This window comes from Methylobacterium sp. Leaf469, assembly GCF_001424745.1.
In the GTDB taxonomy this organism is placed as follows: domain Bacteria; phylum Pseudomonadota; class Alphaproteobacteria; order Rhizobiales; family Beijerinckiaceae; genus Methylobacterium.
Genome location: NZ_LMRE01000045.1, coordinates 84,792 through 98,673 on the forward strand (window position 1 = coordinate 84,792; position 13,882 = coordinate 98,673).

Consider the following 13,882-nt stretch of genomic DNA (forward strand, 5'->3'; position numbering starts at 1 on the left):
ACTCCCGGGCACCGGCATGCCGCGGAAGCGGTGCCTCGACGATCAGCACGGGGAGAAGACGCACGTGGCCGTATTGAGGACGGGCCTCGGCCTGCAAGCCGCCGTGACGGCGCTGTTCGCCCTCGTCCTGCTGGCATTTCCCGGCGACGCCGCACCGCCCCTCTACGTGTCCCTGAGCGGGCTCGCCATGGCGGGCATCCTGCTCGCCTCCGGCAAGATCTCGGCCTACCTGAAGATCTTCATCTCGGTCTACGGCGTCGGCTATCTCCTGTTCTCCGGGGCCAAGCTGCTGGCGGCCTCGGGCGCGCTGCCCCCGACGCTCGCCGCCCTGCTGCCGCCGGCCTTCGCCGCCACGGGTGCCGTGGTGTTCGCCGCCATCGTGCTCGGCATCTCGCACCTGAAGCCGATTCGGGCGATCACCCTCATCGCCGATCCCTACTTCGCGAACCGTGACGAGCCGACCCGCGAGATCGGCCTGTTCCGCTGGTTCGGCCGGACGGAGGGCAAGATCGGTCAGCGCCTCGTCGCGCTGTCGATCTTCGTCAGCTTCGCCGATGTCGCCCTGACCTTACGGTTCAACTTCTGGTACCGCGATCTCTACAACGCGATCCAGGAATACAATCTCGATGTATTCTGGTACCAGATCCTTTGGGTCTTCGTGCCCCTCGCGATCCTCAACGTCTGCATCGGCATGTTCGACCTGTTCGTCGACCAGTCCCTGCACATCCGCTGGCGCACGTGGCTGACCCGGAGCTTCTACCAGCGCTGGCTCGGGGACGGCACGCATTACCGCATTCCCTTCACGGACGAGCACGCCGACAACCCGGATCAGCGCATCCAGGCCGACGTCAACGCCTTCATCTCGCAAACGGCGAGCCTGTCGATCCGGCTGCTGTCGCAGGCGGCCCAGCTCGTCTCGTTCATGGTCATCCTGTGGACCCTGTCGCGGGATTTCGTGCTGCCGTTCACCGACACGGTGGTGCCGGGCTTCCTCGTCTGGGCCGTGATAACCTACGCGGTCGTCGGCACCTGGCTCGCCCACCTCATCGGCCGCCCGCTCATCGGCCTCGATTTCCGCCAGGAGCGGGTGGAGGCGGATTTCCGGTTCTCGCTCGCCCGCAGCCGCATCTACGGCGAGCAGATCGCGCTCCTGCGCGGCGAGCGTGCCGAGACCGTGCGCCTCCGGTCGCTGTTCGACGAGATCATCGCGAACTATGTGCAGATCATCTTCCGGCGCATCAAGCTCATCGCCTTCTCGTTCGGCTATTCCCAGGCGAGCACCATGGTGCCGCTCGTCATCGCCGCACCCTCGTACTTCGCGAAGAAGCTCAGCTTCGGCGCCCTGCAGCAGACCGTGAACGCCTTCAGCAACGTGCAGTCGTCGCTGTCGTTCTTCATCAGCGCCTACACCACCATCGCGGCCTACAAGGCCAACACCAACCGCCTGTCGTCGTTCAAGCGGGCGATGACCAAGGCCGAGGCCATGGCGGGCGCCGGCTACGGCCTCGCCCAGTCCGATGCGCCGGGCCGCGACGTCACCGCCGAGAACATCACCCTCGCCCTGCCGGACGGCCGCGAGATCGTCAGTGCCGACCGGTTCACCCTCACGCGCGGCGGCGCCACTCTGGTCACCGGCCCGTCGGGCTCCGGCAAGTCCACCCTGTTCCGGGCCATCGCCGGCATCTGGCCGTTCGGCAAGGGGCGCATCGCGGTGCCGCCGGGTCAGTCGGCCCTGGTGCTGCCGCAGCGGCCCTACATTCCGCTCGGTACCCTGCGGGGCGCAGTGGTCTATCCGGCCACCACCGACCAGTTCTCGGACGAGGCGATCCGCGAGGCCCTGGTGGCGGCGCAGCTGCCGCAGCTGGCCGACCGCCTCGACGAGGTCGATGCCTGGGACCAGCGCCTTTCGGGCGGCGAGCAGCAGCGCCTGGCCATCGCCCGCGCGGTGCTTGCGAAACCCCAGTGGCTGTTCCTCGACGAGTCCACCGCCGCCCTCGACGAGCCGAGCGAGGCCGCCCTGTACCGCATGCTGCGCGAGCGCCTGCCGGAAACCACCATCGTCTCGATTGGCCACCGCTCGACCCTGCACGCCCTGCACGACCGGCGCATCGACATGAAGCCCGGCCCCGACGGCCGCTTCGTACCGACGCCCGTGGAGGCCGGGTAAGTCGAACCTACCGCAGGAAACTCACGGCGATGGGCGCGAGCATCGCCGTGAGGAAGGCGTTGAGCCCGAGCGCGATGCCCGCGAAGGCGCCCGCAACCACATCGACCTGGAAGGCGCGGGCCGTGCCGACGCCGTGGGCGGCGAGGCCGGCGGCGAAGCCCCGCGCCCGCATGTCGCGGATGCGCAGGATGTTCATGAGGGGCGTGACCAGGATGCCCCCCGTCATGCCGGTGAGCATGACGATGACGGCGGCGAGCGTCGGATCGCCGCCGAGGGTCTGGGCGATACCCATGGCGACGCCGGTGGTCACGGATTTCGGCGCCAGGGACACGATGACGTCGCGCGGCACCCCGAGCAGATGCCCGAGGGTGAGGGCCGACGACAGGGCGACCACGGAGCCGACGACGAGGGCGGCCAGCATCGGCGCGAGCGCGCGCAGGACCGTGGCGCGGTACTCGTAGAGCGGGAACGCCAGGGCGACGGTGGCCGGCCCGAGGAGGAAATGCACGAATTGCGCGCCCTCGAAGTACGTCGCGTAAGGCGTGCGCGTCACCTCCAGCACCGCGGCCGTGATCGTGATAGCGACGAGCACCGGGTTCGCCAGCGGGTGGCGGTTCGTCGCCGTGGCGATCCGGTCGGCGACCGCGTAGGCGACCAGGGTCACGGTGAGCCACAGGAGCGGGGTGCGCGACAGGTAGACCCAGACGGCGAAATCGCCGGTCATGCCCCCTCGCCCGCGCGCAGCCAGCGCGACACGGCGACGAAGGTGAGGGCCGTCGCCGCGAGCGTCGTCACGGTCGAGACCACCACGATGACGGCCAGAGCCGCCCCGTGCGCCGCGAGCACGTCGAGCCGCCCGACGATGCCGGCGCCCGCCGGCACGAACATGAGGGAAAGGTTGGCGAGAAGGCCGCGCCCGGCCCCCTCGAGTTGCCCGTTCACGAGGGGCGGCGGCAGGATACGGGCGGCGGCACGGGCGTGGCGGTCGCGCACCACGAGGAACACCAGGAGCAGCGCCATCCCGATCACCGGCCCCGGCACCGGGATTCCGGAGGCGCGGGCCAGGGCCTCGCCGAGAAGCTGCGCCGCGAGGATCAGCGTCAGACCGATGATCATGGGCGGACCCGGTGCTACGGAACGGTCGCCAGGGGATCGCCGGCGCGGGCGAGCACGATGCCGGCCTCGTCGATCCCGAGGAGCCCGCCGAGACGCCAGACCAGGGCCTCCTCGAACTCGTGGACGTCGCCATCCGCCCCGGCCACCGACCACGCCATGGCGAGGAGGCGCGCCTTCTGTTCCCGACCGGCCTCGTGGCCGATCATCTCCACCAGGGCCGCCATGTCCCGGGTCTGGGCGTCGAAGGCGGCCGCCCGCGCGATCAGGGCTTGTGCCTCGGCCCGCGTCTGCGCGAAGCGCCCTTCGACGAGATGCGCGAGGCGCTCGGTTTCCTCCGGGGCCAGGATGCCGTCGGCGCGCGCGACATGGACGAGGAGGGCGATGGCCGCGAGGCGCTCGTCGGCCCCTTCCGCGGCATCGGCGGGCTGCCCGAGCCCGAAGGCGTCGGCGGCATAGGCACGCAGGCGGGCGATGAGCGACATGACGATCCTTCGGACACGATGCGCCACCCTTCGAGGTCGCCTCCGCCCCCGTCAAGCAACGCCGCTCCCCCCGGACGACGATGCCGCCCCACCGTGGCCCCCCTGCATCGCGTCGCGGCGCAATGCGCCATGCGGGACGGAGCGTCTTGCCAATCCGGGACCGGCCGGATATGACCCCTCTCAACGACGCCGCGCCGGCCCTCAGGTCCGCACCGCCTCGTGCCGCAATAGCTCAGCTGGTAGAGCACCTCATTCGTAATGAGGGGGTCGGGGGTTCGAATCCCTCTTGCGGCACCACTAATTTCTCTTTTTCAAACTGGCTTTTGTATTCGACATTTGGCGCCGCCGTGCTCAAATGGAAACAACCCCCTCTTTTCGTAGAATTCATCGAAGGCTTGCCGTACCCCGGGCCAGTTTCCGTCGTGAACGTAGTCGTCTCCGACTACCCAACCGCCGGGGCGTACTAATGGCCACCAAGCCTCCAGATCGGACATCACAGCTCGATAATCATGGCCGCCATCAATATGGATGACATCTACCTGAAGATTTGAGCGCCGAAAAACTTCATTTGCATTGACGCTATCGAGTGGAATCGGAAGAATCACGTCCTCGGTATTTGTTGCTAGAACGTTTGCCATAAAAGTTCGCATAAGCATGGGCTGCCCATGCTCAAAAGCAAGTCCAGGATACCAATCGTCGTTGAACCAGTGATCCCAGGCACCGAGCCAAGTATCAATAGACAGCATTACTCCGCCAACTAGTCCAATCTCCTTCATACGTTTTGCCATTGCGATTGAGGAAGCGCCCTTCCAGACGCCGATTTCAACTGCAACCGTTGGCTTGGCGTTGTCGATAGCTTCCAAGAGATAGGGATGCGGACCATGAGCCAACTCGTTAGGTGTATCTGCATACAGACGCCGAGGAAAACCAGCGAATGGATCCTGGCCACGCCAAAGAGTATCGATTAAATGCTGACGCATATTTGCCGGCTTTTCGGACATGAAGTTTCCTTGAAATAGACAATTCACAGAACCTGCCGCATATCGTTGCGACTGTCCGACATCTCAGTCGATTTTGAATGATAAGGCAACCTCGCTTGCCTTCGAAAATTTACCGTTTAACGGTTGCTGCATGAGCGCGTTCAAGCGCGTGCTTATGAAGAAAATGTGTGTTGACTTATTTCATATGAAATTTCTGTCTGAGAATATTGGACAGCTTACTTTTGCGTGGTATTTTATATCATTCTTGTTCTTAGTAAAATTTATTTAGTTTGATAGGTCTGATATAGCAATAAGTGATTTTAGGCCACGTCTGTTTTTCTAAAAAAAGCAAGTTTCTTCAAAGCAGCAATAATCTTTGTTACGCCAAGCGGACGAGCTAACTTAGTCGTTTCACTCTGTTTTGCAGTAACCATGTATAGGCGGGATCCAAGCTCGGCCATATAATCAAGCGACGGGTTTGCATCACGCGACCAGCCAATGTTCCGGCGTAGTATTTTCACCGGAGATCCGGCAGCGAGGCATGATCCCGCAATGTTTTTTGTTACAATCGAACCCGCACCTATTACGGCGCCAGAACCAATGGTGATTCCCTTCATGATTTGAATACTGTTTGTAAGCCATACATGTGGCCCTATAGTTGTATCATCGGGGGGGTTTAGTATTTTTTTTGTTTCTAAATCATACATTCCGTGAAAGTCACCAGTTCGGATGGCTATCTTCCATCCAAACATACAATCTTCTCCAATCGACAAAGTTCGGTACTGTCCCTGAATCCAACACGTCATGTCGCCAATATACGAGTTTGGTCCACAGTAGAATACAGAATCGCTTCCATCGCATAGTATAGTGATACGCTGCACATTTCCGCCTCCAATAAAGGCAGTGCTCCGATTGCACAGAAAATCTATCCTGCCGCCAAGGGTGAATCCTGACCCAATGACGATGTAATTTTCAGAATTACTGTGAAACCCTATTTCAAACGAACTTGTTCGAAAGCCGCTCTCTACCCATACGGTGTTGTGACCGCCAGATCCAGAAACATTGATCCCGAGGGATCTCAACGCTTCAAGATCTTCGGTTTTTTCTGATGAGTACTCAACGTACTCTCCCAATGGGAGGGGAAATCCCGGAGATCCAATCATTTTTACTTTTGTATGTCGTTTGATAACGTCTTCGACTTTCACTTTAACAACCTCACATCCTCTTTGTTCAACGAGCTTGCGACTGCTATTTGGTCGCTTAGCAGTGTTTCTGGTTTGCGATCCTGCTTCTCATGTTCTAACTCGAAGACAAATTCATGGCCATAAAGATTGAACGCCTGGGTAAGCCAGGCTTTTTAATGGATCGAGTTTACGATTGAAATTTTTCAAACGCGCTCGCCAATTAGTTTTCAGATCAATTTCGCGCAAAATTGCGTCTGCGACACCGATCGGATCATCCACCCGTAGCGTTGCGGCGAAGGTCGTCCCGGAGAAAGATTTCCTCGTATGAGTTGGATAAAAATATTCGGCATTGTTTCCTTTAAGAGCATCGACTAGAATTTGGCTCGATCCCATAACTTCACCTAAATTCAAACCAATAATTGTTGCGGATTTTTCAGTTAATAAGGATGTGTGTAACGCTGACCCTGCATAGGATACTACCGCAGGCGCCGTTTCAAAAACATTTATTTGTTCGGCTAATGAAAGAGTTTCTGGATAAATAATTTCTACGCCTTTTCGCGAAAGAACATTGGTGATTTCATCTTCATTCGAAAATCTCCCAACACCAGACGCTAATTTTGTTTTTGACAGCATGACTGGACGCATGAATGCTCGAAGTGACTGGCCAGATTTGAGAAATTTGCCAATTTTTGTACCCACATCACTATGAATTTGATGAGCACTATTTGTTTCTTCAAAGCTCGGCGCTGGAATGAATAGCTGCTCAAAGACGGTTGGTGCTATAGGTCGAATGAAATGTTCTGGACTTAGGCCAAACGCTTTTAGGGTTGCATTTGCAATTGGTATGTGATCGCAAATTGTCTTTATGTCATGATCACCATGATAAATCAGCTTGAAATTTCTATGCGGAATTTTTAATAAAGGCCAAAGTCTAGATAGACTTGTTAATAAAAAATGCCCATGGTGAAATATTTGTGGACCGATGTAGATATGCATACATTCACCGGTATTGACAGTTGATTCGGCGGCCAAATTGATCGTCTGTGATTGTCCAACTCTATCTTGATGGGGGCCTCGACGGTAAGCTGCTAATGATATATTGGCGCCACTACTCGTATAGACGCCCCATTTATGGTCGTCGTCAAATGAAATTAACGGGTTTCTTGGAGAAACGAGCGCGTTTTCGAAGGCAACCGCAAGAGGATTTATTGCAGAGTAGAAAATATTGCCGTGAATGGCGCTGCATTTACTTAAGGCAGACATCGTATGGAAAACTTTCAAACTACGTAGAAAGGCGTCGCTGATTGCCTATGATAATTGATTGGCGGGTAAGGAGGAAGTTACATAGCGGACCCAAACATGCTTTCTGTGGTCATCGACGAGTTTTTTCTGCCAGGAGCGTATCAACTTCGAAAATAACAAAATATCTCCTTTAAGCTTTCGATCCCATGCGGGATCACATTTATCAGCTCTTTGCGACCCAGCTTTATCTAAGCGAAGCGTCTTTCAAGGCCTGACAATCGGCCAAGTGCGGGCTATGGTCGGCGTACTGGATTGAGCGCCATAAGGGCGCCTTCGGAGCCTGCTCGATGGATTACCTCACCGCCTGCTGCACCGTAAAGGATGAGGCGCCCATCATCCATGAGTGGATGGCCTTCCACATTGCGGCGGGCTTCGATCGGTTGGTGATCATCGACAACGGCAGCACGGATGGGACCGCGGACATAATCCGGGGGTTTGGGGCGGCCGACAAGGTCGATCTGATCGATTGGCCCGGCCCCGGCACGCAGGTGGCGATGTACGAGCATGTGGCCACCCGATACCGCGACCGCACCGAGTGGCTGGCTTTCATCGATGCCGATGAGTTCCTGTACCCCACTGACGGAATGGACTTGCGCGAGACGCTGGCGGCGATGCCGGATGTCGATGGGATCGGCGTGCATTGGCACATCTACGGCTCGTCAGGGCATCTCGAGGGCCAACCGGGGCTCGTAATCGAGGCCTATCAGCGCCGGGCGGAAGACAACTTTACATTCAACCGGCATATCAAGAGCGTCGTCCGCGCGGCGAAGATCGTCAAGGTCTACTCCTCCCATCTCGTGGCGCCGGCTGCCGGAATGGTCGACGACGCGAAGTGTCCTCTCCATCTCGATCCGCCCTACGGCTTTTTCGAGCACAAGACGGCGAGTCACACCCGCCTGCGGATCAACCATTACCATACACGCTCGGCAGCGGAGTATCGGGTGAAAGCGGGACGGGGTTACTTTGGAGTCGACGATGAGAAGTTGGCCTCCGAGCAACGCTTTCAGAGCATGTTCGCGGCGCACGATCGTAATGAAGTCTTCGATGACAGCGCGCTACGTTTCGCGCCCGCTGTTCGCGAGATCATGGCGCGCGCCAGGACTGTTCAGGCCCATCTGCCTGCCTGAAAGCCGGAGCCGGTGATCCGGCCCCGCCAACCTCAGTCGGCTAAGGCAGGCAGATCAGATCACGCCGCGATACTCGTCGCACCCGCCAGCCCCGGCAGGTCCGTCACCCCGATCAGGCGGATCACCTGATCGACCGATACGGTGAAGCGCGTGTCGGCGGCAACGTTGTACACGAGATACGCGTCGCCGGCATAGACGACCACCCCAAAACCGTTGGCGCTCGCGCCGTTGGCCGACGCCGCTGCGGCGGCGCGGTCGAGGGCGTGCTGGAGGGAGTCCGGCAGCGCCAGGGATACGTGCAGGGGGCCAGCCGCGCCGGCACCGATGAGGGCGAGGCGGTCTTCGCCGAGGGTGAAGTCGGTGATCGTCACGGTGGCGCTCGCGCCGGCGGTCACGTCCGTGCGCAGCGTGACGGTATCGGCGCCGGCGCCCGTCGCGAGGGTGAAGCTCCCCTGCGCGAGGCTGCCGGGCGCGGCGGCCGCGAGGCTGAGGCTGTCGTTGCCGGCGCCGCCGTGGATGGTGAAGGCGTTCGCCGCGTCGGCGCGCTCCACCGAAACCGCCACGGTGTCGTCGCCCCCCGTGGCGTAGACCGTCACGGCGCCCGAACCCGTGAACGCGATGGTGTCGTTGCCGCCGGCCGGGTCGGCGGCGGCGGTGTCGCCGTAGATCACCGCGGTGCCGGTGTTGTGAACCCGGATCCCGTCGCCGCCCTCACCGCCGAACAGGGAGGCCACGGTGCGGGTCTGGCCGGCATCGTACACGAGGGTGTCGGTTCCGGCGCCGCCGTAGACCGCCGCCACGGTGGTGGTGTCGAGGTCGGCGCCCGTCCCGACGGTGATGGAATCGTCGCCGCCATTGCCGAAGATCGTGACGCGGCCGCCGCCCGCGAACGCGATGGTGTCGGCCGCGTCCGTGGGGTCGGCCGCGCCCTGCCCGCCGAAGATGGCGGTGGCGGCGTCGGCCCCGGTGTTGAAGACCCGGATCGTGTCGGTGCCCTCCCCGCCGTAGATCGCCATCTTGGCGTCGAGGTTGCGGGTGTCGGCGACGCGGAGGGTGTCGGCGTCGCGCCCGCCGAAGACCGAGACGTAGCTCTGCGCATCGAAGGCGGCCGAGCCCTGCTGCAGGCTGTCGGCCCCGGCATTGCCGAAGACCCCCCAGGAGCCCTTGCCGCCGAACGTGATGGTGTCGGCCCCGTCGTTCGGGTCGGCATAGCCGAAGCCGCCGAAGAGGATGTGCGTGCCGGGCGCCAGGGCCGGATCGACGACGTTGCTGATCGATCCGCCGCCGGCGCCACCGAGGATCAGGGCATTCGCCTTGCCGCTGCTCACCGCGACCCCATCGCCGCCGACGCGCACGTCGCCGTCGGCGAAGGCGAGGCCGGCCAGGCCCGCCGGGACGAGGCTCGTGCCGCCCACCGTGAGGGTTCGGCCCTCCGCGAAGGTCAGGGTCACGGCGCCGCCCGCCTCCGTGGCGGCGACGAAGGTTCCGGGGCTCACCGCCAGGGTGACGGGCTCGTCGCGGGCAACCGTCATGGAGGCGGTCCCGTCGAAGACCCGGCCCGCCGGGCCGTAGAGTGCCCGAATGCCTTCGATGTCGGAGGCCTGCAGGTCGGCGACCGTGCGGTTCACGTAGGTGTTCATGATCGACGGCGTCGCGTCGGAGTGGCCGAGCCCAATGGCGTGGCCGATCTCGTGGACCGCGACGACGAAGAAGCTCACGTTGCTCTGACTGACGACGCCGCTTCCGCTGGCGTGCCACCCCTCGCCGCTGTCGAAGCGGATCGCGGCCGAGAGCATCTGGGGCCCGCGAAAGCTGTAGTTCGCGTCGCCGAGAACGTTGGACAGACCGTCGATGGCGGCAAAGCCGACGTCGATGGTGGCGCTCGCCACGGAGGCGACTTGGGTGAACCGGATGTTGGCGTAGGCCGACCAGTCCGCGAAGGCCCGGGTCAGCGTCTCGACGAAGGCGGCGGGCACGGTGGCATCCACCGCCCAGGTCACCGTCCCGCCCGTCGTCCCGAGGGTGGGCGAGCCGAATTTCGGCCCTTCGAGCACATAGTTCGCCATCTCGTCCCGTCTCGCCTCAGGCCACGGCCCGAGCGGAGCGCGAGCGTGTATCCGACCATCGCGCAATCACCTCGGGCACGGTGGCGGCCGGGCCGGGCTTGGCGATGAGGTAACCCTGTCCCTCGTCGCACCCTTCAGCCTTGAGGCGATCGAACTGCGTCTGCGTTTCGATGCCTTCGCCGGTCGTGCGCATGCCGAGACTCGCGCCGAGCCCGATCACTGCCCGCACAATAAGGCCGGAATCGGAATCGGGCGTGATGTCGCGCACGAAGGACTGGTCGATCTTGATCTTGTCGAAGGGGAAACTGCGCAGGTAGCTCAGGGACGAGTAGCCGGTCCCGAAATCGTCCATGGCGATGCGCACGCCGAGGCGGCGCAGGGCGTGCAGGGTCGCCAGCGTCGCGACGTTGTCCTTGAGCAGAACCGATTCGGTGATCTCGAGTTCGAGGCGCGCCGGGGGAAGCCGGCTCGCGATCAGAGCCTCGCGCACGGAGGCGACGACGATCTCGTCGCGGAACTGCACCGCCGAGACGTTGACCGCGACCTTGATGCCGTCGGGCCAGCGCATGGCCTCCTCGCAGGCGGTCTTCAGGCACCAGGCGCCGAGCGGCACGATGAGCCCGATCTCCTCGGCGATCGTGATGAATTCGCCCGGCGAGACGAGGCCGCGCGTCGGATGGATCCAGCGCACCAGGGCCTCGAACCCGCCGATGCGCCCGGCCCGGAAATCGTAGATCGGCTGGTAGTGCAGTTGGAACTCGCCGTTGGCCAGGGCTTCGCGCAAGTCGAGTTCGAGGGCCCGCCGCGCCTGGAGGCGGATGTCCATGTCGATCTCGAAGAACCGCCACGTCCCCCGGCCATCGGCCTTGGCGCGGTACAGGGCGACATCGGCGTTCTTCAGAAGCTTGTCGCAGGTGGTGCCGTCGCCCGGTGCGAAGCAGATGCCGATGCTGACGCCGACGCTGACCTGATGCCCGTCGAGGGTGTAGGGTGCGCTGAGCACCTCGACGATGCGGCGGGCAAGGATCGTTGCATCGTCCGGGCGACGGATGTCGCAGAGGATGATGGCGAACTCGTCGCCGCCGAGGCGCGCCACCGTGTCGACCTCGCGCACGCAGGCGCTCAAGCGCTCGGCGACGGCACGCAGAAGCGCGTCGCCCACCGGATGCCCGAGAGTATCGTTGACCTCCTTGAACCGGTCGAGGTCGAGGCAGAGCACGGAGAATCGGCTGCCGCGTCCGAGATGGGCCAGGGCTTCGTCGATGCGTTCGACGAAGACCGAACGGTTCGGCAGGCCTGTTAGCACATCGTGACGGGCCATGAAGGCGATGCGCGCTTCCGCCTGACGACGCTCGGTCACATCCTCGTAGGTCGCAACGATCCCGCCGCCGGCGACGGCCTTGTGCGAGATCGCGATGATCCGGCCGTTCTTGAGATGCTTCAGATCCCTCCCCCGGATCGTCCCGACCTCGCTGCTCAGTGCGCTTTCCTGACCGAGGGCGGCGACGCCGCCCAGGGCGACGAGGGCCTCGTGCCGGAGGCCGAGGATCGCGGCATCCTGAGGCAGATCGAAGATCTCGCAATAGCGGCGGTTGACCACCGTCAGCCGCCCGTCGGCGTCGAACATGCACAGGCCATGCGACATGTTGTCGAGAGCCGTATCCAGGCGTAGGTTCGTCGAGACGAGGCGGGATTCTTGATCCTTGAGCAGGGTGATGTCGCTGAGTACGGCCATGAATCCGCCGTCCAGGGTCCGGCTTCGGCCGATCCGCAGCCAGCGGCCGTCGCCGAGGCGGTGCTCGCCGTGCTCGTCTGAGGGATGCAGCAAGGCGCGGGCGAGGTTGGCCGGGTCCGGGGATGCCGCGGCGAGCTGCGCTACGGTTGTGCCGGGCGGGAGCGAACCGGGCGCGACGCCGAGATACGATTCCGCTTGACCGTTGGTGAGGGTGACGCGCCCGTCCGCATCGACCACCACGATCCCCTCCTTCGAGGTTTCGAGCGCATCGGCGAGATGGGCTTCGGCGGTCAGGCGCTGGGCGACCTCCTGCTCCATGGCGCTTCGGATGTTGTCGCGCATCACGCCCATGGAGGCGAGGAGACGACCGACCTCGTCGGCGCTGCCGGCGGGAATGGCACCGCTGAGATCGCCCGCCGCGATGCGGGATGCGACCTGGGATGCGTCGGCGAGGGGACGGATGATGCGACGGCCCAAGGCATAGGAGACCGTCCCGGACAACAGGATGGCGATGAAGGTCCCGATGAGGTTGAGCATCGTCTCGCGCGCGACGACGGCCCGGGCCTCCTGCCGATAGGTGAAGCCATCGCCGGCGGTGTAGTTGATGAGGAGATCGAAGTTCTCTTCCGCCGCCACGGCGTGCCGATCGAGGGTCGCCCAAGCCATCGTCTGTCCCGGACCGTCCGAGAGTTTCAGGCGCGCGTCGAGCCATTCCTCGACGGCGCCCGCCACCGCGACGGCGGCCCGGCTCGCGCGGACCGACTGGGCCCGGTCCACGGCGATCTCGAGGCTTTCCGTGTAGGATTGTCGAAGGGCGGCGACGCGCTGATTAAGGGCGTTGCGCATGGCGACATCGGTTGTCGTCCAGCGGCGCGCATCCGCAGCACGCATCCCGGCGAAGTCCGCGGCGGCGGCGCGTGCATAGTTGATCGACATGAGCGAGTTGTCGAAGGTCCGGGTGACCAGTTCGTCCGCGCGCCGGATACTGGACGCGGCGGACAGGCCGAGGACCGCCGTGATCGTACTGGTGATGATGAACGCGACGGTGATGCGGCCACGGATGGTCCCGAGCATCTGCCCGACGCGTTCGAATGCGGCCCGGGGCGACCGGACGCGCCGGTGAGCAGAAGCGTTCGGAGGGGGACTCATCGACAGGTTTCCGGTCGCCGAAGTTACGAGTCTCGGCATGGAGACTGAAGCTCTGGCAGCCACAGGTTAAGGTCACCTTGCGAAGATCCGTTTCGCTTAAATTCTTAACCGCGTTTTTACCGCCCCCGTGGGAGTGTGCTGCTTCACTTTCCACTTCCCAATGCCCGTTTTTTCTAGCGGTTTGCCGCCTGCTTGATCGGAGACCTTATGCACGCACTGCTTCGCTTGGCTGCAATAACGGCCATGGTCGGCGTGGGGACGACTGCGATCGCGGTCACGGCTATCGGTGCGCGCGTCCACGAGGTGTCGCAGAAGGGGCGCGCCTTCCAGCCGGCCGCCCTCGTGATCAAGCGCGGCGAGACCGTACAAGTCCTCAACGACGACGCCGACCTACTCCATCACGCTTATGTCGATTCGCCCGAGTTCACCTTCGACTCCGGCGACCAGGAGCCCGGCGAGAAGGCCAGGATCGTGTTTCCCGTCGCCGGAACCTTTGCGGTTCTATGCGGCATCCATCCGAAGATGAAACTCACGGTGCAGGTCGATTGACGCCGAGGCCGACGCCTGAGGAAAG

11 protein-coding genes and 1 tRNA gene are annotated in these 13,882 nt (G+C 62.6%); 4 read left to right on the forward strand and 8 right to left on the reverse strand.

The features are described 5' to 3' along the window. Positions 1-64: 64 nt before the first annotated feature. The gene (locus tag ASG60_RS20505; RefSeq protein ID WP_056387697.1) at positions 65-2,167 is read left to right on the forward strand and encodes an ABC transporter ATP-binding protein/permease; all 2,103 of its coding nucleotides are present in this window, start codon (positions 65-67) and stop codon (positions 2,165-2,167) included. 7 nt (positions 2,168-2,174) lie between these two features. On the opposite strand, the gene ASG60_RS20510 is transcribed toward ASG60_RS20505, so the two are convergent. The 3 genes from ASG60_RS20510 to ASG60_RS20520 are packed head-to-tail and all read right to left on the reverse strand — an operon-like array spanning position 2,175 to position 3,765. Then, positions 2,175-2,891, reverse strand: coding sequence for an LrgB family protein (locus tag ASG60_RS20510; RefSeq protein ID WP_056174440.1), 717 nt, complete (start codon positions 2,889-2,891; stop codon positions 2,175-2,177). Beyond that, positions 2,888-3,283 (reverse strand): CidA/LrgA family protein, encoded by a 396-nt coding sequence (locus ASG60_RS20515; RefSeq protein WP_056387547.1) that lies wholly within the window; start codon positions 3,281-3,283, stop codon positions 2,888-2,890. Before ASG60_RS20515 ends, ASG60_RS20510 begins: the two co-directional genes overlap by 4 nt. Before the next feature lie 14 nt (positions 3,284-3,297). Further along, on the reverse strand, positions 3,298-3,765 hold the full coding sequence (locus tag ASG60_RS20520) for a TerB family tellurite resistance protein (RefSeq protein WP_056174436.1): 468 nt from the start codon (positions 3,763-3,765) through the stop codon (positions 3,298-3,300). Between the two features lie 221 nt (positions 3,766-3,986). Here ASG60_RS20520 and ASG60_RS20525 point away from each other — a divergent pair. Beyond that, positions 3,987-4,062 (forward strand) — tRNA-Thr (locus ASG60_RS20525). A gap of 14 nt (positions 4,063-4,076) precedes the next feature. On the opposite strand, the gene ASG60_RS22275 is transcribed toward ASG60_RS20525, so the two are convergent. From ASG60_RS22275 to ASG60_RS22280, 3 genes are all read right to left on the reverse strand, one after another. Then, a complete protein-coding gene (locus ASG60_RS22275) occupies positions 4,077-4,766 on the reverse strand; it encodes a class I SAM-dependent methyltransferase (RefSeq protein WP_244473843.1) in 690 nt (229 codons plus the stop codon). A 299-nt stretch (positions 4,767-5,065) separates the two neighbouring features. Beyond that, positions 5,066-5,950 carry an acyltransferase gene (locus tag ASG60_RS22970; protein ID WP_156398970.1) on the reverse strand — a complete coding sequence of 295 codons (885 nt, stop codon included), beginning with the start codon at positions 5,948-5,950 and terminating at the stop codon, positions 5,066-5,068. 111 nt (positions 5,951-6,061) lie between these two features. Continuing rightward, a complete protein-coding gene (locus tag ASG60_RS22280) occupies positions 6,062-7,192 on the reverse strand; it encodes a glycosyltransferase family 61 protein (RefSeq protein ID WP_082515380.1) in 1,131 nt (376 codons plus the stop codon). Positions 7,193-7,518: 326 nt separating this feature from the next. Here ASG60_RS22280 and ASG60_RS20530 point away from each other — a divergent pair, with 326 nt between their 5' ends. Beyond that, complete coding sequence (locus ASG60_RS20530) at positions 7,519-8,358, forward strand: glycosyltransferase family 2 protein (RefSeq protein ID WP_056387552.1); 840 nt, start codon at positions 7,519-7,521, stop codon at positions 8,356-8,358. A gap of 59 nt (positions 8,359-8,417) precedes the next feature. Here the strand turns inward: ASG60_RS20530 and ASG60_RS20535 are convergent, their stop codons facing one another. Both ASG60_RS20535 and ASG60_RS20540 read right to left on the reverse strand, forming a co-directional pair. Continuing rightward, a complete protein-coding gene (locus tag ASG60_RS20535) occupies positions 8,418-10,424 on the reverse strand; it encodes a matrixin family metalloprotease (RefSeq protein WP_056387556.1) in 2,007 nt (668 codons plus the stop codon). A gap of 16 nt (positions 10,425-10,440) precedes the next feature. Beyond that, positions 10,441-13,233: an EAL domain-containing protein gene (locus tag ASG60_RS20540; protein WP_056387558.1), complete on the reverse strand. Its 2,793-nt coding sequence runs from the start codon at positions 13,231-13,233 to the stop codon at positions 10,441-10,443. A gap of 318 nt (positions 13,234-13,551) precedes the next feature. Here ASG60_RS20540 and ASG60_RS20545 point away from each other — a divergent pair, with 318 nt between their 5' ends. Next, positions 13,552-13,857: a hypothetical protein gene (locus ASG60_RS20545; protein WP_244473864.1), complete on the forward strand. Its 306-nt coding sequence runs from the start codon at positions 13,552-13,554 to the stop codon at positions 13,855-13,857. The last annotated feature ends 25 nt before the right edge of the window (positions 13,858-13,882 follow it).

Excerpts from the sequence above, each read along its gene's own strand:
- ASG60_RS20530 (WP_056387552.1), top strand. The coding sequence starts at position 7,519 with ATGGATTACCTCACCGCCTGCTGCACCGTAAAGGATGAGGCGCCCATC.
- ASG60_RS20540 (WP_056387558.1), bottom strand. The coding sequence starts at position 13,233 with ATGCTCGGGACCATCCGTGGCCGCATCACCGTCGCGTTCATCATCACC.
- ASG60_RS22275 (WP_244473843.1), bottom strand. The coding sequence starts at position 4,766 with ATGTCCGAAAAGCCGGCAAATATGCGTCAGCATTTAATCGATACTCTT.
- ASG60_RS20510 (WP_056174440.1), bottom strand. The coding sequence starts at position 2,891 with ATGACCGGCGATTTCGCCGTCTGGGTCTACCTGTCGCGCACCCCGCTC.
- ASG60_RS22280 (WP_082515380.1), bottom strand. The coding sequence starts at position 7,192 with ATGTCTGCCTTAAGTAAATGCAGCGCCATTCACGGCAATATTTTCTAC.
- ASG60_RS20545 (WP_244473864.1), top strand. The coding sequence starts at position 13,552 with ATGGTCGGCGTGGGGACGACTGCGATCGCGGTCACGGCTATCGGTGCG.
- ASG60_RS20515 (WP_056387547.1), bottom strand. The coding sequence starts at position 3,283 with ATGATCATCGGTCTGACGCTGATCCTCGCGGCGCAGCTTCTCGGCGAG.
- ASG60_RS20535 (WP_056387556.1), bottom strand. The coding sequence starts at position 10,424 with ATGGCGAACTATGTGCTCGAAGGGCCGAAATTCGGCTCGCCCACCCTC.
- ASG60_RS20520 (WP_056174436.1), bottom strand. The coding sequence starts at position 3,765 with ATGTCGCTCATCGCCCGCCTGCGTGCCTATGCCGCCGACGCCTTCGGG.